Origin of the sequence: Curtobacterium sp. MCBD17_030, assembly GCF_003224255.1 — a bacterium.
In the GTDB taxonomy this organism is placed as follows: Bacteria; Actinomycetota; Actinomycetes; order Actinomycetales; family Microbacteriaceae; genus Curtobacterium.
Genome location: NZ_QKLI01000005.1, coordinates 84,216 through 105,658, shown reverse-complemented (window position 1 = coordinate 105,658; position 21,443 = coordinate 84,216). Strand labels below are relative to the sequence as shown.

The window sequence follows — 21,443 nt, the reverse complement described above, 5'->3', positions numbered from 1 at the left end:
ACGGTCCGGGCAGTCGATGCGACGGGGACTGCACCGTGCATGTCCTGCGAGAGCGCACACCGGACGGAACCGGGACGACGAAGGGGCCGGACGCAGTGCGTCCGGCCCCTCGCTGACCGTCAGTCGGTGGCTACTTGGCGAAGCCGACCTTCGTCCAGTCGATGTTCTGCGCACCCGCGAACGCGCCGTAGTTGGCGAGCTTCGGGTTCTGGGCGACCAGCGCGGGCTTCGCGGTGATCGGCATCGAGTGTCCGATCGACCAGACCTGCTTGTCGATCTTGTTCCAGATGACGTTGGCCTTGTCCGAGTCCGGCTCGGACAGCGCCTGCTTCGTCAGCTTGTCGATCGCACCCGAGCTGACGCGGCCGTAGTTCTGGCCGGTGGCACCCGAGGTGTAGATCGTCGCCGCGCTGGAGTGGAAGCCGGTGCCGCCCCAGACGAAGATCGTCATGTCGTAGTTGCCGGGGGTGACGTACTGCTCGAAGAAGTCGTCGGTGGCGACCGACTTCAGGGTGAGCTTGACGCCGATCTCCTTCAGCTGCTGCTGCATGACCTGCGCCAGCTGCTGCGAGGTCGGGGCACCGGACGGGATCGTGACGGCGATCGCGAGCTGCTTGCCGCCCTTCGAGCGGTAGGTGCCGTCGGTCTTCCAGCCGTCGTCGTCCAGCAGCTTCTTCGCCTTCTCGACGTCGAAGTCGCCGTTCGGCTTGATGTTCGACTTGTAGCCCTTGTCCGTGGACAGGAACAGGTGGTTGTCGAGCGTGCCGAGCTTGTAGGGCAGGGTGCCGCCGATGACCTGGGCCAGGGCGTCACGGTTCACACCGTGCTGGATCGCCAGCCGGAGCTGCTTGTCCTTGAGCAGACCGTGCGACGAGAAGTCCACGTGGGTGTACTGCGCGGATGTCGAGGCGAGGATCTTCGAGTTCTTCACCTTCTTCACCCGGTCGAAGCGCTCCGACGTCGTCGTGAGGACGGAGTCGATCTCCTTGTTGAGGTACGCGTCGACGTCGGCGTTGCCGTCCAGCGACCGGAAGATCACCTGGTCGAGCTTCGGCTTGTCGCCCCACCAGTTGTCGTCCGGCTTCATGGTGACGGTGCCGGCGGTCTCGTTCAGGTCGGTGATCTCGTACGGACCGGACGAGACCGGGACCTTGCCCTTGTACCCGTTGTTGAACTGGTCAGGCGTGCTGGTCTGGCTGGCCGGGTACAGCGGACTGAACAGGGACTTCCAGTCCGAGAACGGGGTGGCGAACTCGACCACGACGTCCTTGTCGGTCGCGCCCTTGGTGACGGAGGAGATGTCCTCGTAGCCGGTCGAGCCGGCGATGAGGTAGGCCTTGTCCTCGCCGTTGGTGGTCTTCCACTCGTTCTCGAAGTCACGCCAGGTGATCTCCGAGCCGTCGCTCCACTGGGCGTCGTCGTTGATCGTGTACGAGATCGTGAGCGGGTCGTCGCTCGTGACCTCCGCCTTCGAGACGTAGTCGGTGTTGAGCGTCGGGGCACCCTTGCCGTCGATCGTGTAGATGAACGGCATCGTCGCCTGTTCGATCGTCGACGCGTCGACGAGTGGACCGTCGACCTGGTTGTAGTTCCACTGCGAGACCCACTGCGAGATCGGCAGACGCAGTGTGCCGCCGTCTTCCAGGTCCGAGACGGGCTTCGCGTTGATCTGTGCCGAGGTCGGCAGCGTCTTCTTGCCCGAGTCGTCCGAGGCGGACCCGCCGGATCCACCCGAGCCGCCCGAGCAACCGGTCACGGCGAGTGCGATGCCGGCGAGGGCCGCCGTCACCACGATGACTTTCCTGTGCTTCATTTCGTTCCCCTCTGGAAGTTGTCGTTGAGCCTAGGGCCCCCCAGCGGGGGTAGAGCGCTTTTTCTGCATCCGACGTACTTTCGTTACGAGCCCGGCCGTGGCGCGACATGTACCGGAAACAAACGAGGCTCTATGGTGGCCTCCATGATCCGCTTCCTGGCGCGTCGATTCGTGTACTACGTCGTGCTCGTGTTCCTCGCGACCTCGCTGACCTACTTCCTCGCGTCAGCGACGTTCAGCCCCCGCTCCGTCTACGCGCAGCGGAACCCCGCGCCGTCAGCGCAGGTCATCGACGCCAAGCTCGACGACATCGGCGTCAACGACAAGACCCCCGTCGTGATCCGCTACGGGCACTGGCTCGAAGGCGTGGTGCACGGTGACCTCGGCCAGACGATCCAGGACCGCTCCGTGAACGAACAGTTCTTCCCGCGGCTCGGGGTGAGCCTCCGACTGCTGCTCGTCGGGTCGATCGCCGGCATCGTGCTCGGCGTGCTCGTCGGCGTGTGGAACGCGATCCGGCAGTACCAGATCTCGGACCGGGTGAGTGCCGCGATCTCGATCGTGCTGTTCTCGACACCCGTGTTCCTGACCGCCGTGTTCCTGAAGATCGGTGCGACCAAGCTCAACCAGGACGCCGGCAGCCAACTCATCAACTTCACCGGCGAAGCCACGCCCGGACTCGACGGATCGGCGTTGACCCTGCTCGTCGACCGCGGCGCGCACCTGCTGCTGCCGACGATCTCGATCGCGGTGGGCCTCATCGCCATCTACAGCCGCTACCAGCGCGCGACCATGCTCGACGTCCTGGGCTCGGACTTCCTCCGGACCGCTCGGGCGAAGGGGCTCACGCGCGGCCGCGCCACGTTCAAGCACGGCCTGCGCACCGCACTCATCCCGATGACCACGCTCTTCGCCTACGGGTTCCTCGGCATCCTGACCGGGGCCACCCTGACCGAGAAGATCTTCGCGTGGAACGGGCTCGGTTCGTGGTTCATCGACGCGGTGAACGGCAACGACGTCAACGTCGTGACGGCGTACACGCTGTTCGCCGCGGTGGTGGTGCTCATCGCCGGGTTCCTCGCCGACGTCGCGACCGCCGCGCTCGACCCGCGCGTCAGGAGGGCATGACATGACCGACACCCGGATCGAACCCGTCGACCCGTCGCTCATCGCGCGGAGCGACACCCCGGCCCGCCCGAAGCGGCAGGGCAACCGGTTCCTGCAGACCACGCGGCGCCTCTTCATGAACCGCGGTGCCGGCATCGGCGTCATCGTCGTCGTGGTGCTGTTCGCCTTCGCGTTCATCGGCCCGCTGGTCAGCCCCTGGCAGTACTCGGCGATCGACTACACGTCGTTCACGCGACCGCCCAGCGCAGCGCACTGGTTCGGTACGAACGGCATCGGGCAGGACGTGTTCGCGCAGACCGCACGCGGCATGCAGAAGAGCCTGCTGATCGGCCTGCTCGTCGCCGTGTTCTCGACCGCGATCGCGGCGATCACGGGTGCGGCCGCCGGGTACTTCGGCGGCTGGGTCGACCGCATCGTGATGTTCTTCGTCGACATGCTGCTCGTGCTGCCGTCGTTCCTCATCATCGCGATCATCAGCCCGCGCATCCAGAACGCCGGCTGGCTGGTCCTGGTCGTGCTCATCACGCTGTTCGGCTGGATGATCACCGCCCGTGTGGTGCGGGCGATGACGCTGTCCGTCAAGGAACGCGAGTTCGTCCGGGCCGCCCGCTACATGGGGATCGGCCCGTTCCGGATCATCTTCCGGCACATCCTGCCGAACGTGGCGTCCTTCCTCATCATCGACGGCACGATCCAGGTCGCCACCGCGGTGCTCGGCGAGACGACGCTGAGCTACTTCGGCTTCGGCGTGCAGGCACCCGACGTCTCGCTGGGCACTCTGATCGCGCAGAACCAGGCCAACGCGCTGACCAGCCCGTGGCTGTTCTACTTCGCAGCCGGCGCGCTCGTGGTCTTCGCGATCGCGGCGAACCTGATCGGTGACGGTCTCCGCGACGCCCTCGACCCCACCTCGACGACCGGCAAGCGCGAGAAGCGCAACCGCCGTCGTGACCAGAACCAGGCGGCCGTGGACGTGGCCGCGTTGAACACGCAGGCCGGCTCCGGCGTATGACCGCCGCACCGACCACCGGGGAAGCAGCATGAGCACCATCACGAACGGGTCGGCCGCGACGCCGACGACCACTGAGCCGATCCTGCGGGTCCGTGACCTGCACGTCCGCTTCCCGACGCCGCGGGGGACCGTGCACGCGGTCCGCGGGGTCGACCTGGAACTCCGACGCGGCGAGGTCCTCGGCATCGTCGGGGAGTCCGGGTCCGGCAAGTCGGTGACGAGCATGGCCGTCCTCGGACTGCTGCCCGAGACGACGAAGGTGACCGGCTCCGTCGAACTCGACGGCGAGGAACTCCTCGGCCGCTCGGACAAGCAGATGAGCCGGCTTCGTGGCGACAAGGTCGCGATGGTCTTCCAGGACCCGCTGTCCGCGTTCACACCGGTGTACACGATCGGTGACCAGATCGCCGAGACCGTCCGCCTGCACCGCGGTGCCTCGAAGGCGGAGGCCCGTGCCCGTGCGATCGAGCTCCTCGAACTCGTCGGGATCCCCGAGCCCGCCCGCCGCGTCGACGCCTTCCCGCACGAGTTCTCCGGCGGCATGCGGCAGCGCGCGATGATCGCGATGGCGATGGCGAACGACCCCGACGTGATCCTGGCGGACGAGCCCACCACGGCGCTCGACGTCACGATCCAGGCGCAGATCATCGAGGTGCTCCGGACCGCCCAGCGCGAGACGGGTGCGGCGCTGGTGTTCGTCAGCCACGACCTCGGGGTCATCGCGGGCATCGCCGACCGGATCGCCGTGATGTACGCCGGCCGGATCGTCGAGACAGCGACCGCCGAAGAGCTGTTCGCCCGTCCGCGCATGCCGTACACGATCGGACTCATCGGGGCGCTCCCGCGGCTCGACGCCACCGACCGGTCGCCGCTCGTGCCGATCCCCGGGTCGCCGCCCTCGCTCATCGACCTGCCGGACGCCTGCCCCTTCGCGGCTCGTTGCCCCCTGGTCAGCGAGGTCTGCCGGTCGACCGAGCCGGCCCTCGCTCCGCCGGTGGGCATCGGCATCGCAGCCGTCGACGCCGCCGCCGTCGGTACCCGGGCGGATGCGGACGAGACCACCGCGAGCACCGCCACGCCCTCGGCTGCCAGCGTGTCCCGTCCACTGCACGCTTCCGGTCACACCGCCGCATGCCACCGCACCGCCGAGGTCGCCGCCGCCCACGCGGATGCCGGCCGGATCTTCGCCCTGCCCGTCGTCCCCGAGCACGCCGCCGCGGTCGAGGCGTCGCGCACCGACCGTGAGCCCGTCGTGCACGTCGAAGGGCTCACCAAGACGTTCCCGCTCGTCAAGGGCGCCGTGTTCCGTCGGAAGGTCGGCGACGTCTACGCCGTCGACGGAGTGGACCTCGACATCCACCGCGGTGAGACCCTCGGCCTCGTCGGCGAGTCCGGCTCCGGCAAGTCGACGACCCTGCACCAGCTGATGGACCTCGAGCGTCCCGAAGCGGGAACCGTCGAACTGTTCGGCGAATCACTCGCCGACGCCACCGCCCGCGGTGCAGCCGGCACACGGGCACTGCGTCAGCGCATCTCGATGGTGTTCCAGGACCCGTCCGCCAGCCTCGACCCGCGCATGTCGGTGTTCGACGTCGTCGCGGAACCGCTCCGAGCGATCGGTGCGCCGGCGTCCCGCATCGACGAACGGGTGCCCGAACTGCTCGGCCTGGTCGGGCTGCATGCCGCCGAGGCAGACCGTTACCCGCACGAGTTCTCCGGCGGACAGCGGCAGCGCATCTCCATCGCACGTGCACTCGCGGTGGAGCCGGACCTCGTCGTCCTCGACGAGCCGGTCTCCGCCCTCGACGTGTCGATCCAGGCTGGCGTGCTCAACCTGCTCGCCGAACTCAAGGCACGCCTCGGGCTCTCGTACCTGTTCGTCTCGCACGACCTCTCCGTCATCCGGCACGTCGCCGACCGGGTCAGCGTGATGTACCTCGGCCGCACGGTCGAGGAGGGTGCCGTCGACGAGGTCTTCGAACGCCCGATGCACCCCTACACGGCAGCGCTCATGTCCGCCGTGCCGGTGCCGGACCCCGTCATCGAGCGGTCCCGCACGACGATCCTGCTGCCGGGCGACCCACCCAGTCCGACCGAGCGACCGACCGGCTGCCGGTTCCGGTCACGCTGCCCGCTCTACGCGATCCTCCCGGAGGAGGAGCGCCGCCGTTGCGAGCAGGAGTCGCCCGAGAAGGCGCCCCGCCGCGGCGAGGACGTCGACCACCGCGCGGCGTGCCACTACCCGGAGAAGGTCCCGTCGATCGCGGCTTAGCCGTGGGATGACGGGAGGCGGTGCACACGACGTGCGAACCGCCTCCCGTCCGTCTCGTGGTGCGGCTCAGATCTTCGGAGGGCTGATGACGGGGGAGTCCCACGTCGGCGGATCGGGGTACTCGCCGGGCCTCGAACTCCGGGGGTGCAGTCCGGCGGCACGGCTCCCGACTGCTTCCGAGAGGGCATCGTCGTCGTTGGTCCAGAACAGGTCGCTGTAGACCGTCAGCGAGTAATGACCACTCCGTTGGACGAGGTACTCGACATGCCAGCCGTCGTTGGTGAAACCGTCGAGGTAGTAGGTAGGCCCGACCCGTTCGACGTGGGAGCTCCAGTTGTTCGCGGCGAAGTAGTCGAGCATCGGGTTGAGATCTGACTCGGCTCCCTCTGCGCCTTCGGGGTCGTACGAGCGACTCGAGGTCAGTGCGTAGGTGTTGTGCGTGTCCGCGCCGGGCAACGGTGCCATGCCGTCGCCGCCGATCTGGGGGATGTCGTCTCCGCCGTTCCAGTGCCACTCGCCGCCGTGGACAGCGAGCTGCGCCCCCGCGAGCAGCCGCTGCATGTGGTCGTAGCGGTCGCGGTACCGATCGAACTCCTCATGGAGTGTCATCGCGTGGACCTGTTCCTGAGTGAGTCCGGCGGCGTCCTTCGGCATTTCTGGCCCCCTCGCCGCGCAACCGGCCAACCCGAGCACGGTCAGAGCGACGGCTACGAGCCCCGATCGGTGGCGCATCGTCAGATCTCGGGCTGGTTGATGATGGGCGACTCCCATGATGGCGGGACGGGGTGTTCGCCCGGGACGGAGTCGTCCGGCCACTGCAGCGCAGACCTGCCGTACACAGCCGTCGACAGGTCGAGCGCGTCGTTGGTCCAGAACAGTTCGCTGTAGACGTCGAGGGAGTACCGCCCGTTGGTGCGGAGGCTGTAGTTGATCTGCCATCCGTCGCCGGTGTTGGCCCAGACTTCGTAGCTGTCGGAGATCGCGCGTTGGTCGATCGCCCACCCCTGGTGTTCGAAGTACTCGATCATGGGGTCGAGGTCGCGCTGCGCGCCGGTGGCGCCGGGCGGCATCCAGATGCGGCCAGAAGTGAGGAAGTAGCTGTTCTTCGTGTCTGCTCCGGGCAGGGGCGCGACCCCGTCGCCGCCGATCCCAGGGATCCCGTCGCCGGCGACCCATTCCCATTCGCCATCGTGGACGGCGAGTTGCGCTCCCTCGAGCAGCCGTTGCATGTGTTCGTAGTGGTCGCGGTAGCGGTCGTACTCCTGGTGGAGCGTCAGCTCTCGGACCTGTTCCTGGGTGAGTCCGGCGGCGTCCTTCAGCATCTCTGTTCCGCCCGACGCGCAACCGCCCAGTAGCCCGAGAACGGTCGAGGCGATCACCCCGAGTCGAATCCGGTGTCGCATCGTCAGATCTTGGGAGGGCTGATGATCGGGGAGTCCCATGTCGGCGGATCGGGGTACTCGCCGGGTCTGGAGTAGGCGGGGTGACGTCCTCCGGCGCGGCCGCCCACAGCTTCGGACAGGGCGTCAGCGTCGTTCGTCCAGAACAGGTCGCTGTAGACCGTGAGCGAGTAATGACCGCTCTGTTGAACGAGGTACTCGATACGCCAGCCGTCGTCGGTGAAGCCGTCGAGGTAGTAGGTACGACCGACCCGTTCGACGTGGAAGCTCCAACTGTTCGCGGTGAAGTAGTCGATCATGGGGTCGAGGTCAGACCTGGCCCCCTCGGCGCCTTCAGGGTCGTACGAGCGACTCGAGGTCAGGGCGTAGGTGTTGTGCGTGTCCGCGCCGGCCAGCGGGCGCGTCCCGTCGCCGCCGATCTGTGGGATGTCGTCCCCGCCGTTCCATCGCCACGCTCCCTCGTACAGCTGTCGCTGCGCATCGGCGAGCACCTCCTGCATCTTCCGGTACTGCTCGCGGTAGCGGTCGAACTCCTCACGCAAGGAGAGCGTGGCGACCTCCTGCTGCGTGCGTGCTCCTGCGTCTTCGTCCACGGTTCCCTCTCCGGACGTGCACCCGGCGGTCAGCCCGACTGTCAGGAGGACGGCACTGATCGTGCCGACTGTCCTGGTCGACGTCTTCAATCCGGCCTCCCCGTTGCGATGATCTCGGCGATGTGCCGCTGTGATGTGGCTCCCGGCGACAGGTACCCCACGCCCCGCGGCGGGTACATGTCGTGACCAGTGACCGCGTTCGTTTCCGGCCCTGCCTCCGCCGAGAAGACGTGCACACTGGGCAGTGCACGCGGGTCGGTCCGACCGATCCTCCCGAAGCGGGCCGTGTGGTCCTGCTCACCCTCCGTGGCGAAGACCTCGCCGACGTTGAGGTGCTCGGGCTTCGTGTCGTTGGTGAGCCCCACGGACCCGTACGTGACGACGGCATCGATCCGGTACCGCGTCTGGGCGGTCGCTTCGACAGCGACCGCAGACCCGTAGGAGTGTCCGAGCACCGTCAGACGGCGAGGGCCGTTGCCGTTCCGGCTGTCGCGGACACCATCGAGGAAGGACGTGAGCTCGGCCCCGCCCGCAACCGCACGCTGCTGGGAAGGCACCTCGATGGCCGCTGGTGCCCGGTAACCGAACCAGGAGACGAAGGCGAAGGTCGACGAGGGGGTGAGTCGCATCGCTCGGCGTACCACGCCGTTGGCGGCGCGGACCTTCTCATCCGCGCTGTCGAGCGTGGTCGTCGCACCCGGTACGTTCACCGTGACGTTCGACGCCGTGTCGAGGTCCCCGAGCGACACCGCAGAGACGAGTGCCCCGTCCGACGCTCCGAACCCGACGAGTTGCGCCACGGCCGCGGACGGCGCGTCGAGTCCCTGCGCCAGTCGATCCGCCCGCCGTACCCCCTTCCACAACGCCGCCACCTGCCGACGGAACTCGTCCATCCCCACCGCCCCGTAGGTGTACGGCAGCCCGAGCATCCGGTACACCCGCTCCGGGTTCGCCAGCGCGGCGGTCAGGACCGCGCGCGAGGCGATGTCCCGCGCCGCAGCCGGGACACCGTCGAGGTTCGCGATCTGCAGCTTCGTCGCCAGGGGGAGCGCGCGGAGGTCGTGTTCCGACAGCCCGAGTCCCCGCCAGGCCGCTGCGACCTCGGCCGGCGTCGCCGACGGGTCCAGTGCTCGTCGGAGTGCCGCGGGCATGGTCGACGTGCCGGCGACGTCGAGGGTCCCGTTCGCCAGGGACACGCGACCACCCGCGGCGGCGAACGCGTCTGCGATGCGTGCCGCCCATGCTGCGTCCTCGGCGTTCTCGGCCAGGTAGTCCCCGAACCCGACGACCAGGGTGGCCTCGTCGACCGGAACCCAACTGCACCGACTGGTGAAGCCCGCCCACGCGTTCCGGACCCGTGTCAGGTCCTGTTCGGTGGGCGCGTCCTGCACATGAGCCGAGTCGCTGAACTCGCGGAGGCGCCGCGGGTCGGCACCGCTCCGGCCGCCCGCACCGCTCGGACCACCCGCGCCACTCCCGCCGCCGCCGCTGCTCCGCGGCCGGGTACGCGCACGGAACGACGCCGTCAGCGGTGTCGGACGGACCGGGGTGTCCGCCGGCTCCGGGTCCCAGAGACAGCTGGACCAGTCCAGTGTCGGCCGCAGCGGGGCTCCGACGGTGAGGAGGGCCCGGTCCCGTTCCCGTTCGCGCTCCTGCCACGCGGCACGAGCCTCCTGTCGCCGGCGCTCCTCGTCCGCCTGACGGTTGACGACGTGCAGCTGGACGGCGAGGTCCTCGAGCGCCCTCGTCAACCGGACCCGGTCCTCCGACTCGATCGTCCGGGCCGCCTCGAACAGGCGCGCGTACGCACCGTGGAAGTCGTGCAGTGCCGTCTCGGCGCTGGCACGCCGGCCGGCACCGCTCGCCCGGAGGCCCAGCGCCGCGTCCGTCAGGCAGGTGAGCAGCCGTGACGCGGCCACGTCGTCGAACTCGATCCCCATCGCTCCCCACATCGCTCGGTGCAATGTGTGGAACGTAGCATTTCAGGAGGTCAGCGCGACAAGCGAGCGCATTCCTGTGGAGAACAGTCCCGTCGAGGACGACCGAGGAAGCGACGTCGCGTCACGAGAAGAGCCCCGGGAAGGCCCGTGCGACGAACGGGTAGCCGACGAACACGGTGGCGTCGAGGAGCACGTGCGTGATCACGAGGGGGAGCAGCCGTCCCCACCGCGTGTAGATCCAGCCGAAGACGATGCCCATCACCGCGTTGCCGATGAACGCGCCGAAGCCCTGGTACAGGTGGTAGCTCCCGCGGAGGACCGCGGTGGACAGGATGACCTGCCACCGCCCCCACTCGAGATCGCCGAGGCGTGCGTACAGGTAGCCGACGACGATCACCTCTTCCTGCAGGCCCGATCGGACGGCCGACAGCAGGAGCACCGGGATCGTCCACCAGTACGACCCGAGGGCGGCCGGGTCGACGGCGACGGTGATCCCGAGGGCGCGGCCCGTGAAGTACAGCGCGAGGCCCGGGACGCCGATGCAGAGCGCGATCAGGGCCGCACCGCCGAGGTCAGGGCGGACCCGGAAGCGGTCGATGCCGAGCCGGCCGAGGTGCGGACGCGAGCTGCTCCACAGCAGCATGCAGACCAGTGCCACGGGCGCCAGGTCGACCGCGATCCCCAGGAGCTGGCGCGCGAGGTCCACGTACTGCACGGTCGTCGTCGAGGTGTTGAGCGCCGTGGACTGCTGTCCGAGCGGCGTCGTCTGCGACAGGTCGTCGATGATCTGCAGCACCGAGTAGAGCGCGCTGGCGCCCAGTGAGAGCATGAGGACGACGGTGATCTCGGTCCACGTTCGCCGACGGCTCATACGCTGTACTCCCTCTGCTTGCCAACTACCGGTAGACTGGCGAGTCGGGCATGGTCCCGAAATCCGTCGGGCACCGTCCCGCACCCTCGGGCCGGTTCCGAATCCCTTCGGGACGAGCCTGAGAACCCTTCGGGACCGGCCCGAACCCCGGGCACTCGCCCGATCATCTTCCGAACACAAAAGGATGTCCTGTATGGCGCTCGCCACTCGGTCCGACCTGCGCAACGTCGCCATCGTGGCACACGTCGACCACGGCAAGACCACCCTCGTCGACGCGATGCTGACGCAGACCAACTCGTTCGACGCCCACTTCGAGGGCGAAGACCGCATGATGGACTCGAACGACCTCGAGCGCGAGAAGGGCATCACCATCCTCGCGAAGAACACCTCGGTGCTCTACAACGGGAAGCACGCCGAGGAGTTCAACCCGGGCGGCCGCATCACGATCAACGTGATCGACACCCCGGGCCACGCCGACTTCGGTGGTGAGGTCGAGCGCGGCCTCTCCATGGTGGACGGTGTCGTCCTGCTCGTCGACGCGTCCGAGGGCCCGCTGCCCCAGACGCGCTTCGTGCTCCGCAAGGCGCTCGCCGCCAAGCTCCCGGTGATCCTGCTCGTCAACAAGACGGACCGTCCGGACTCGCGCATCGACGAGGTCGTCTCGGAGAGCCAGGACCTGCTCCTCGGGCTCGCCTCCGACATGTCGGACGAGGTCGACGACCTCGACCTCGACGCGATCCTCGACGTGCCGGTGGTCTACGCCTCCGGCCGCAACGGTGCCGCGTCGCGCAACAAGCCCGAAGACGGCACGCTGCCCGACAACGACGACCTCGAGCCGCTCTTCGAAGCGATCCTCCAGCACGTCCCGGCCCCGACGTACGACGACGAGCACCCGCTGCAGGCGCACGTCACGAACCTCGACGCGTCGCCGTTCCTCGGTCGCCTCGCGCTCCTGCGCATCTTCCACGGCGAGATGAAGAAGGGCCAGACGGTCGCGTGGGTCAAGCACGACGGCACCGTCGTCAACGCCCGCATCACCGAGCTCCTCATCACCAAGGCGCTCAGCCGGTTCCCGGCCGAGTCCGCGGGCCCCGGTGACATCGTCGCCGTCGCCGGGTTCGACACGATCACCATCGGTGAGACCCTGTCCGACCCCGAGGACGTCCGTCCGCTGCCGACCATCACGGTCGACGCCCCGGCGATCTCGATGACGATCGGCACCAACACCTCGCCGCTCGTCGGCAAGGTCAGGGGCCACAAGCTCACGGCCCGCATGGTCAAGGAGCGCCTGGACCGCGAACTCGTCGGCAACGTCTCGCTCAAGGTCGTCGACATCGGCCGCCCGGACGCCTGGGAAGTCCAGGGCCGTGGTGAGCTCGCGCTCGCCATCCTGGTCGAGCAGATGCGTCGTGAGGGCTTCGAGCTCACCGTCGGCAAGCCGCAGGTCGTCACCAGGCGTGACGAGAACGGCAAGCTGCAGGAGCCGTACGAGCACATGACGATCGACACGCCGGAGGAGCACCTCGGCGCCATCACCCAGCTCATGGCCGCCCGCAAGGGCCGCATGGAGAACATGGTGAACCACGGCACCGGCTGGATCCGCATGGAGTTCATCGTCCCGTCGCGTGGCCTCATCGGCTTCCGCACGTCCTTCCTCACGGAGACCCGCGGCACCGGCATCGCCAACGCGATCTTCCACGGTTACGACGAGTGGGCCGGCGCGATCCAGACCCGCATCAACGGCTCGATCGTCTCCGACCGCTCCGGTGTGGTCACCCCGTTCGCCATCACGAACCTCCAGGAACGGATGTCGTTCTTCGTCAACCCGACAGAAGAGGTCTACGAGGGCATGGTCATCGGTGAGAACTCGCGTGCCGACGACATGGACGTGAACATCACCAAGGAGAAGAAGCTCACCAACATGCGGTCGGCCAACGCCGACACCTTCGAGTCGATGACGCCGTCCCGGCAGCTGTCGCTCGAGGAGTGCCTCGAGTTCGCCCGCGAGGACGAGTGCGTCGAGGTCACCCCGGACGCGGTCCGCATCCGCAAGGTCGAGCTGGACGCTTCGGCTCGCCAGCGGTCCTACGCGCGCCTCAAGCGCCAGGACGCGTAAGCAGAACCACCCGGGAGGCCCGTCCTCCCTCCCACGGCCCGGTCACCGCTCGCAGGTGGCCGGGCCGTCGGCGTCGGGAGATACGGTGGACCGGTGACTCTCGACCTGCTCTCGATCTACCAGGACCTGCACGCCCACCCGGAGCTCGGCTTCCAGGAGCACCGCACCGCGGGCGTCGTCGTCGACCGGCTGACCGAGATCGGCGGCATCACGGTCACCACGGGCGTCGGCGGGACGGGTGTGGTCGGTGTCCTCGAGAACGGTGACGGTCCGGTCGTCTGGCTCCGCGCCGACATGGACGGGTTGCCCGTGCAGGAGCGCACCGGCCTGCCCTACGCCAGCACCGACCGCGCGACGGACGAGGACGGCAACGAGGGCCCGACCATGCACGCCTGCGGTCACGACATCCACGTGACGTGGCTGCTCGGTGCACTCGAGCGTCTGGTCGGGACCACCGCGGACTGGAGCGGCACCGTCGTCGCGGTGTTCCAGCCGGCGGAAGAGGTCATCTCCGGTGCCCGCGCGATGATCGACGACGGCCTCGTGGAGCGCTTCCCGACGCCCGCCGTGGTCCTCGGGCAGCACTCGGCCCCGGCCCCGGTCGGCGTCGTCGCCGTGGGGTCCGGTGCCGTGATGGCGTCGAGCGACCGCTTCACCGTGACGTTCAATGGTCGTGGCGCCCACGGCTCCGCTCCACAGGCGTCTCTCGACCCGATCGTCACGGCGGCCTCGGCGGTGGTCCGGCTGCAGACGGTCGTCTCGCGCGAGGTCGGGCCGAGCGACGCCGGCGTCGTCACGGTGGGCTCCTTCCACGCCGGGACGCGACCGAACATCATCCCGGACACCGCGGTCATCGAGATCTCCACACGGGCGCGCAACGAGCAGACCCGGGCGCGGATCGTCGCCTCGATCGAGCGGATCGTCCGGGCCGAGAGCGATGCCGGGGGTCTGGCTGCCCCGACGATCGAGCGCGCACCGGGTGCCGACGTCCTGGTGAACGACGCCGAGCAGGCCGCGGTCGTCCTCGAGGCCGTGCGTGCCGTCGTGCCGCACGCGGTCGACGTGGAGTCCGGCCTGGCGATGGCGTCGGAGGACGTCGGACAGCTCGCCACCGCCGCCGGAGCACCGATCGTGTACTGGTTCACGGGCATCACCGACCCGGAACTGTTCCGTCGCGGCGAGGACGTCCCGAGCAACCACTCGCCGTTCTACGCCCCGCAGGCCGATACTGCGATCCCGGTCGGGGTCGACGCCCTCGTCGCCGCGGCCCGCGCGTCGCTCGGCTGACGAGCGCGCCTGTCCCGGTGCGCCTGTCCGGCGTACTCGCCCGACGTACTCGCCCGACGTGGGTGCCTGGCGCTCGTGCCCCCAGTGCGGGTGATCTCCCAGCCGATGCTCGACCAGTCCAGCATCGGGGCGGTTACGGTACCGGCATGCGTCACCCGATCCGCACCTCCCTCACCGCCGCCGTCGCTGCCGGCGTCGCCCTCGCCGGACTGAGCGGCTGCTCGGCCGAGAGCCTGACGCAGGCCACGGACCTCGGTTCCTCGATGGCGTCGAGCGTGTCCCGGACCGTGCACGGCATCGACGGTGCCGCGATCCAGCAGGGCATGGCGAAGGTCGCGGGCGGCATCGACGGCGCGCTCGACACCGCCCTCAAGGGCACGAAGGTGACGAGCGACGGCCAGGTGCCCGCGGGCTTCCCGTCCTCGGCCGTCCCGCTCGTCGACGGCACCGTGCTGGGCGGTGGCGCGGGACCCGCCGACTCCGGGTGGGTCGTGCAGGTCCGCGCGTCCTCGGTCGACGACTTCGCCCGGGCAGCGCAGCAGCTGGCGGACGCCGGCTTCACGAAGTCGGCCGAGCGGGCCGACTCCTCGAGTGCCTTCGGTCTGTTCCGGAGCGACGACCACCGCGTCGTCGTGACGTTCTCGACCGACAGCGGCGGCGGGGCCACCGCGACCTACATCGTCACACCCCGCTGACACCCGGCGGCCCGACGGCGTCCCGTACGCTTGCAGGCGATGTCCACGGTCACACGCCCTGAGCGCGTCCTCTTCGTCCACGCGCACCCCGACGACGAGACGCTCGCGTCCGGCGGCACCATCGCGACGCTGCTCGAACTCGGCGCCCACGTGACCGTCCTGACGGCGACCCGCGGGGAGCGCGGCGAGATGCTCACGAGCGAGCTCGCCCCGATGGCCGGCGACGGCCTCCGGGTCGCCGCGCACCGTGAGACCGAGATCGCCGCCGCGCTGGCAGCACTGGGCGGCCCCGCGCACCTCTGGCTCGGCGGTCCAGGAGCCCGGCCCACGGACCTCCCGGCACGGCGGTACACGGACTCGGGCATGCAGTGGGGTCCGGACGGCCGCGCCACCTCGGCCGGTGACGCTCCGGAGGACTCGCTGACCCGCGCGGACCTGGGCGAGGTCGTCGACGACGTCCGCGCCGCCATCCGCTCGACCGGCGCCGACGCGGTGGTCAGCTACGGCGACGACGGCGGCTACGGGCACCCGGACCACCTCCGCATCCACGCCGCCGCCCGCTACGCGGCGAGGGCCGAGGAGGTCCCGTTCTCGATGATCGTGGACGCCGACTCCGGGCTGGCGGACCTCACCGTCGACGTGCGCCCGGTGCGCGGCCGGGTCCGGGCAGCACTCGAGCAGTACCGCAGCCAGGTCGCGGTCGACCCCGCCGACCCGCAGGACCCCTCGTCGCTGTCGTACGTCATGCCGCACGGCGTCCGGCACCAGGTGCCGGCGCTCGAGGCCTTCCGCCACGACGCGCCCCCGGTCCCCGTCGCCCCGCAGACCTACGCCGAGATGTCCGGTCAGGGGAAGGCCACCGCGGTCGTCGTGGCCGCCGTGGTCGGCGTCCTCGTCGGTGCCCTCGGCACGATCACGCACCAGCAGACCGTCGAGATCGGCTCGTGGAGCACTGCGCCGATCGGCATGGTCCTGACCACCCTCATCGTGATCGGCATCGTCGTCGGCGTCCGCCTGCTGTACCGATCGCGACTGCTCGTCGCTGCGGCCGGCATCGGGATCATCCTGGCCACCCAGGTGCTCGTCGCCGTGGCCGGAGCGACCTCCCCGCTGGTCCTGGCGAACCCCGCGGGCTACGTCTGGACGTTCGGGCCGGCGGTCGTCGCCATGCTCGTGCTCGCCTGGCCCGACCTGACCGGGCTCCGTGCGCAGGGACCGACGGACGGGCAGCGACCGACGGACGGGCAGCGACCGACGGACGGCGAGCGGTCCGTGGTCGCAGCCCCGCACGAGTAGGCTGGCAGTCGCTCAACCCCCGGAAGGGAGCACTCGCTCGTGACCTACGTGATCGCCCAGCCCTGTGTCGACGTCAAGGACCGCGCGTGCATCGACGAATGCCCCGTGGACTGCATCTACGAGGGCGACCGGTCGCTGTACATCCACCCGGACGAGTGCGTCGACTGCGGTGCCTGCGAGCCGGTCTGCCCGGTCGAGGCCATCTACTACGAGGACGACCTCCCCGAGCAGTGGGCCGACTACTACAAGGCCAACGTCGAGTTCTTCTCCGAGATCGGTTCGCCCGGCGGTGCGGCCAAGGTCGGCGTCATCCACGCTGACCACCCGGTCGTCATGGCGCAGCCGCGGGCCTGACCCGTGCCGCTCGACCTGCCCGACTTCCCCTGGGACCAGCTCGCGGTGTACAAGCAGCGTGCCACGGCGTACGACGGCGGGATCGTCGACCTCAGTGTCGGTTCGCCGGTCGACCCCACGCCTGACGTCGTCCGTCGCGCGCTGGCCGACGCCACCGATGCGCACGCCTACCCGCAAGTCGCCGGCACCCCGGCCCTCCGCGAGGCCATCGCCGCCTGGTACGGCCGGCGGCAGGGCGTCCAGCTGACCGCCGACCACGTCCTGCCGACCATCGGGTCGAAGGAGTTCATCGCGGGACTGGCGCTCTGGCTGGGCCTCGGCCCCGGTGACACGGTCGTGTTCCCGGAAGCGGCGTACCCGACCTACGAGCTCGGCGCAGCCCTCGTACGCGCCGACGCCCTGGCCGCCGACGACCCCGCCACCTGGCCGTCCAGCACGAAACTCGTCTGGCTGAACTCCCCGGGCAACCCGGACGGGCGGGTGCTCTCGATCGAGCAGCTCCGCGCCGCCGTCGACCGGGCCCGCGAACTCGGTGCCGTCATCGTCGGTGACGAGTGCTACGCCGAACTCGGCTGGGACGCGCCGTACGACACCACGCCGACGCCGACGATCCTGGACCCGCGTGTGGTGGGGGACTCCTTCGACGGTGTCCTCAGCGTCTACTCGCTGTCGAAGCAGTCGAACCTCGCCGGCTACCGCGCAGCCTTCGTCGCCGGCGACCCGGTCCTGCTCGCGGACGTCCTGGCGATCCGCAAGCACACCGGCATGATGCCGCCGCTGCCGGTCCAGCAGGCGATGATCGTCGCGCTCGAGGACCAGACGCACGTCCAACAGCAGAAGACCCGGTACCGCAACCGGCGGAACGTGCTCCGGACGGCATTCGAACGTGCCGGCTTCCGCATCGACGCCAGCGGCGCCGGACTGTACCTCTGGGCGACCCGAGACGAGCCCGCGCTCGACACCGTCGCGTGGCTCGCCGAGCACGGCATCCTCGTCGCCCCGGGCACGTTCTACGGGGCGGCCGGCGCCCGACACGTGCGCGTCGCGCTGACCGCGACCGACGACCGGATCGCCGCCGCAGCCCAGCGTCTCGCCAGCGCGGGCCGGGTCGCGAACGGCTGACGGGCCTCCCGGACGAACACCCGCCCACCCGCGACGCGTCCGCGCAACAGTGGTTCCACACCAACTCCGGAGCCGCTGCATGTACCCGAGCGACAGTCGCCGCGATTAGGCTGTCCAGCGTGACTGACACTGCCAACGACGCTCAGAAGACGGCCACACCGCCCACGACGCCCGTCCCCGTGAGCCCCGGTGCCGAACAGGCGACCGAGACGGCCACGTTGACGTTCCCGGGGGGAACGGCGGAGTTCCCGATCCTGCAGAGCGTCGACGGCGCCTCCACGATCGACATCTCGTCGCTCAAGAAGCAGACCGGGCTGAACACGCTCGACTACGGCTTCGTGAACACCGGGGCCACCAAGAGCGCGATCACGTACATCGACGGCGACCAGGGGATCCTCCGCTACCGCGGCTACCCGATCGCCGAGGTCGCAGCGAACTGCACGTTCCTCGAGGTCGCCTGGCTCCTCATCTACGGCGAGCTGCCGACCCCGAGTGAGCTCGAGGCGTTCGACAGCCGGATCCGCCGCCACACCCTGTTGCACGAGGACCTCCGGCGCCTGTTCGACGCGCTGCCGCACTCGGCGCACCCGATGTCCGTGCTGTCCAGTGCGGTCAGCGCCCTGTCGACGTACTACGAGGACGACATGGACGTCGATGATCCCGAGAAGGTCGAACTGCAGACCGTCCGGCTCCTCGCCAAGCTCCCGGTCATCGCCGCGTACGCGCACAAGAAGGCGATTGGTCAGGCGTTCCTCTACCCGGACAACAGCCTGTCCTTCGTCGACAACTTCCTGCGGCTGAACTTCGGAACGATGGCCGAGCCGTACGAGCCGAACCCGGTGCTCTCGAAGGCCCTCGACCGACTGCTCATCCTGCACGAGGACCACGAGCAGAACGCCTCCACCTCGACCGTCCGGCTGGTCGGCTCGACCAAGGCGAACATGTTCGCGTCGATCTCGGCCGGCATCAACGCCCTCTACGGTCCGCTGCACGGCGGCGCGAACGAAGCCGTCCTCGAGATGCTGCAGCAGATCAAGGACTCCGGCGAGCCCGTGACGCGCTTCGTCGAGCGGGTGAAGAACAAGGAGCGCGGGGTGAAGCTCATGGGCTTCGGACACCGCGTCTACAAGAACTACGATCCCCGAGCGAAGCTCGTCAAGGAGTCCGCGGACGAGGTCCTCGAGGCACTCGGCGTGCAGGACGACCTGCTCGACATCGCGAAGGAACTCGAGCAGATCGCACTCGAGGACGAGTACTTCGTCAGCCGCAAGCTCTACCCGAACGTCGACTTCTACACCGGCATCATCTACAAGGCGATGGGCTTCCCGCCGCGGATGTTCACGGTGCTGTTCGCCATCGGTCGGCTGCCCGGCTGGATCGCGCAGTGGCGCGAACTGAACAACGACCCGCTGAACAAGATCGGGCGCCCGCAGCAGCTGTACGTGGGGTACCCGGAGCGGCACGTGCCGCAGCGCTGACGCGCTCGTCGGTCCGCTCGCCTCCGGAGGGGTGGGCGTGACCGCCTGGAGGCCCGGAGCCGGTCTCGTGGACCGGCGCCGGGCCTCCAAGCATGTCCGCACACGTCCGCACACGTCCGCGTTCGGGTCTTTCGGGTCCAGCGGGTCGGGCGGGTCGCTCGCGTCGTGCGGGTCCCGCGTGTCGCGGGCGACGCGCGTGTCCGCGCCGTGCCCGGGTGGATCGCGCCGTCCGCGTCCCGTCCTCCCGCCGCCGAGCGAGCGGAACGGTGCGGTCACGCGGCGGCCCACCCTGGCGTTCCGCCCGTTCGCGCCCGGGCGGAGCTCGGCCCGTCGCGCTCGGCCGCCCCGGAGTGCTCTTCGCCGCGCCTCGAGCGGGGTCGACCGCTCGGGCGAGCGCGAGCGGGCGCAAACGCGCGGTTGTTCCGCGAGAGCACCCTGGTCTTCCGCCCGCTCGTCGGACGTGCGGGTCCAGCGGGTGGGTCGGGCGACGGCGTGGAGGCCCGGTGCGGTGCTCGTGGACCGGCACCGGCCCCCGGTGCCCCGGTCGCGAGCGGGCGGAACTCCGCGGACGTCCGTCGCCGCAGCCTGGTGTTCCGCCCGCTCGTCGGACGTGCGGGTCCAGCAGGTGGGTGGTGCGACGGCCTGGAGGCCCGGTGCGGTGCTCGTGGACCGGCACCGGCCCCCGGCGCCTCGGTTGCGAGCGGGCGGATCTCCGTGGACGTCCGTCGCCGCAGCCTGGTGTTCCGCCCGCTCAGCCGTTCGTCGGGCTGATCGCGTGCGTGGCCGCCGGGGCGGCGGACCGGCGCGGACCGGACTGGGCGGCGGAGCCGACCGGACCGGACCCGACCGGACTGGGCGGCGGACCGGAGCCGAGGACCAGAGCGAGCGGAGCCCGAGCCCGGGCCCGGTCCCGGTCCCGGTCCCGCCTCCGCGGTGACCTGCAGCTCCCTGCGACGCAGTGGAGGCCCGTCACCCGTCCGACGGACGGGTGACGGGCCTCCTGGCTGGTCGCGCCGGTACGCGCGTGTCAGGCGTGCAGCGCGGTGTTCAGCTGGATCCCCTCGCCCTTCCGCTGCAGCGCCTCGACCGCCCCGGTCAGGGAGTTGCGGCGGAACAGGACGTTCGGCGCGTCCGAGAGCTCGACGGCCTTCACGGTGCGGGGTGTGCCGTCCGGGTTCGGTGCGGCGCCGACCAGGACGACCTTCGTGCCGGCGGTGACGTAGAGTCCGGACTCGACCACGGAGTCGTCACCGAGCGAGATCCCGAGCCCGGCGTTCGCGCCGAGCAGGGCACGTGCTCCGAGCCGCACGCGGTGGGTGCCACCGCCGGAGAGCGTGCCCATGATCGACGCGCCGCCGCCGATGTCGGTGCCCTCGCCGACGACGACGCCCTGCGAGACACGTCCCTCGATCATCGCCTCGCCGAGGGTGCCGGCGTTGAAGTTGACGAAGCCCTCGTGCATGACGGTGGTGCCCGGTGCCAGGTGGGCGCCGAGTCGGACCCGGTTGGCGTCGCCGATGCGGACGCGGTCCGGCACGACGTAGTCGACCAGCCGCGGGAACTTGTCGATCGCGTGCACGGCGATCCCGGCGCGCTGCAGGGTCGGCCGCAGCCGGGCGAGCGTCTCGGGGAGCACCGGGCCGGCGTTCGTCCACGCGACGATCGGCAGGTGGCCGAAGACGCCGTCGAGGGAGATCTCGTTCGGCCGCACGTGCAGGTGGCTGAGCAGGTGCAGGCGGAGGTAGGCGTCCGGGGTGCTCGCGGGCGCGTCGTCGATGGCGATCTCGACGGTGACGGTCTCGATCCGGACGTCACGGCGCGGGTCGTCACCGGCGGCCGCGACGAGCTCGTCGGGGACGGTCGCGTCGGTGGGCACCCGGCCGAGGTGCGTCGTCGGGAACCAGGTGTCGAGCACGGTGCCGTCAGAGGCGATCGTCGCGAGGCCGTGGCCCCACGCGTGCGAGGCGCGGGAGTTGTCGGAGGTGTCGGGCTGCGGGGTCGTCTCGGTCACCCTCCGAGGGTAGCGAGCAGCCACCTCCGGAGACCGTCCACCCGGACTCCTGTGG

The 21,443-nt window shown here is 69.8% G+C and carries 17 protein-coding genes; 10 read left to right on the top strand and 7 right to left on the bottom strand.

Annotated elements, in window-relative coordinates; all coding sequences use genetic code 11:
• Window positions 1-130 precede the first annotated feature (130 nt).
• Window positions 131-1,813 carry an ABC transporter family substrate-binding protein gene (locus DEI89_RS06820; RefSeq protein ID WP_110903288.1) on the bottom strand — a complete coding sequence of 561 codons (1,683 nt, stop codon included), beginning with the start codon at window positions 1,811-1,813 and terminating at the stop codon, window positions 131-133.
• A gap of 144 nt (window positions 1,814-1,957) precedes the next feature.
• Between DEI89_RS06820 and DEI89_RS06815 the strand changes: the two genes are divergently transcribed.
• From DEI89_RS06815 to DEI89_RS06805, 3 genes are read left to right on the top strand one after another with little or no spacing between them, the layout of a single operon-like run.
• Window positions 1,958-2,941 (top strand): ABC transporter permease, encoded by a 984-nt coding sequence (locus DEI89_RS06815; protein ID WP_110903390.1) that lies wholly within the window; start codon window positions 1,958-1,960, stop codon window positions 2,939-2,941.
• A 1-nt stretch (window position 2,942) separates the two neighbouring features.
• Entirely contained in the window at window positions 2,943-3,953 is a 1,011-nt protein-coding gene (locus DEI89_RS06810) for an ABC transporter permease (RefSeq protein WP_110903287.1), read from the top strand.
• Between the two features lie 28 nt (window positions 3,954-3,981).
• Complete coding sequence (locus DEI89_RS06805) at window positions 3,982-6,225, top strand: ABC transporter ATP-binding protein (protein ID WP_110903286.1); 2,244 nt, start codon at window positions 3,982-3,984, stop codon at window positions 6,223-6,225.
• A 66-nt stretch (window positions 6,226-6,291) separates the two neighbouring features.
• Here DEI89_RS06805 and DEI89_RS06800 read toward each other — a convergent pair whose 3' ends face one another.
• The 5 genes from DEI89_RS06800 to DEI89_RS06775 all read right to left on the bottom strand — a co-directional run bounded on the left by DEI89_RS06800 (window position 6,292) and on the right by DEI89_RS06775 (window position 11,029).
• Window positions 6,292-6,879 carry a hypothetical protein gene (locus DEI89_RS06800; protein WP_110903285.1) on the bottom strand — a complete coding sequence of 196 codons (588 nt, stop codon included), beginning with the start codon at window positions 6,877-6,879 and terminating at the stop codon, window positions 6,292-6,294.
• Between the two features lie 80 nt (window positions 6,880-6,959).
• Complete coding sequence (locus DEI89_RS06795; protein WP_110903284.1) at window positions 6,960-7,547, bottom strand: hypothetical protein; 588 nt, start codon at window positions 7,545-7,547, stop codon at window positions 6,960-6,962.
• 83 nt (window positions 7,548-7,630) lie between these two features.
• Window positions 7,631-8,218, bottom strand: a complete 588-nt coding sequence (locus tag DEI89_RS17610; RefSeq protein ID WP_181421533.1) for a hypothetical protein — start codon at window positions 8,216-8,218, stop codon at window positions 7,631-7,633.
• A gap of 86 nt (window positions 8,219-8,304) precedes the next feature.
• Window positions 8,305-10,158 (bottom strand): alpha/beta hydrolase, encoded by a 1,854-nt coding sequence (locus tag DEI89_RS06780; RefSeq protein ID WP_110903281.1) that lies wholly within the window; start codon window positions 10,156-10,158, stop codon window positions 8,305-8,307.
• Window positions 10,159-10,279: 121 nt separating this feature from the next.
• Window positions 10,280-11,029, bottom strand: coding sequence for a CPBP family intramembrane glutamic endopeptidase (locus DEI89_RS06775; protein ID WP_110903280.1), 750 nt, complete (start codon window positions 11,027-11,029; stop codon window positions 10,280-10,282).
• A 193-nt stretch (window positions 11,030-11,222) separates the two neighbouring features.
• Between DEI89_RS06775 and typA the strand changes: the two genes are divergently transcribed.
• The 7 genes from typA (at window position 11,223) to DEI89_RS06740 (ending at window position 19,377) form a co-directional block, all read left to right on the top strand.
• Window positions 11,223-13,145, top strand: a complete 1,923-nt coding sequence (typA, locus tag DEI89_RS06770; protein WP_110903279.1) for a translational GTPase TypA — start codon at window positions 11,223-11,225, stop codon at window positions 13,143-13,145.
• Window positions 13,146-13,238: 93 nt separating this feature from the next.
• Entirely contained in the window at window positions 13,239-14,432 is a 1,194-nt protein-coding gene (locus tag DEI89_RS06765) for an amidohydrolase (protein ID WP_110903278.1), read from the top strand.
• 146 nt (window positions 14,433-14,578) lie between these two features.
• On the top strand, window positions 14,579-15,127 hold the full coding sequence (locus DEI89_RS06760) for a hypothetical protein (protein WP_110903277.1): 549 nt from the start codon (window positions 14,579-14,581) through the stop codon (window positions 15,125-15,127).
• Window positions 15,128-15,166: 39 nt separating this feature from the next.
• Window positions 15,167-16,423 carry a PIG-L family deacetylase gene (locus DEI89_RS06755; protein ID WP_110903276.1) on the top strand — a complete coding sequence of 419 codons (1,257 nt, stop codon included), beginning with the start codon at window positions 15,167-15,169 and terminating at the stop codon, window positions 16,421-16,423.
• Window positions 16,424-16,462: 39 nt separating this feature from the next.
• On the top strand, window positions 16,463-16,777 hold the full coding sequence (gene fdxA, locus DEI89_RS06750) for a ferredoxin (RefSeq protein ID WP_110903275.1): 315 nt from the start codon (window positions 16,463-16,465) through the stop codon (window positions 16,775-16,777).
• Between the two features lie 3 nt (window positions 16,778-16,780).
• Window positions 16,781-17,899, top strand: coding sequence for a succinyldiaminopimelate transaminase (gene dapC / locus DEI89_RS06745; protein WP_110903274.1), 1,119 nt, complete (start codon window positions 16,781-16,783; stop codon window positions 17,897-17,899).
• A 179-nt stretch (window positions 17,900-18,078) separates the two neighbouring features.
• Complete coding sequence (locus DEI89_RS06740) at window positions 18,079-19,377, top strand: citrate synthase (protein WP_110903273.1); 1,299 nt, start codon at window positions 18,079-18,081, stop codon at window positions 19,375-19,377.
• A 1,027-nt stretch (window positions 19,378-20,404) separates the two neighbouring features.
• On the opposite strand, the gene dapD is transcribed toward DEI89_RS06740, so the two are convergent.
• On the bottom strand, window positions 20,405-21,388 hold the full coding sequence (gene dapD, locus DEI89_RS06735; protein WP_110903272.1) for a 2,3,4,5-tetrahydropyridine-2,6-dicarboxylate N-succinyltransferase: 984 nt from the start codon (window positions 21,386-21,388) through the stop codon (window positions 20,405-20,407).
• Window positions 21,389-21,443 lie beyond the last annotated feature (55 nt).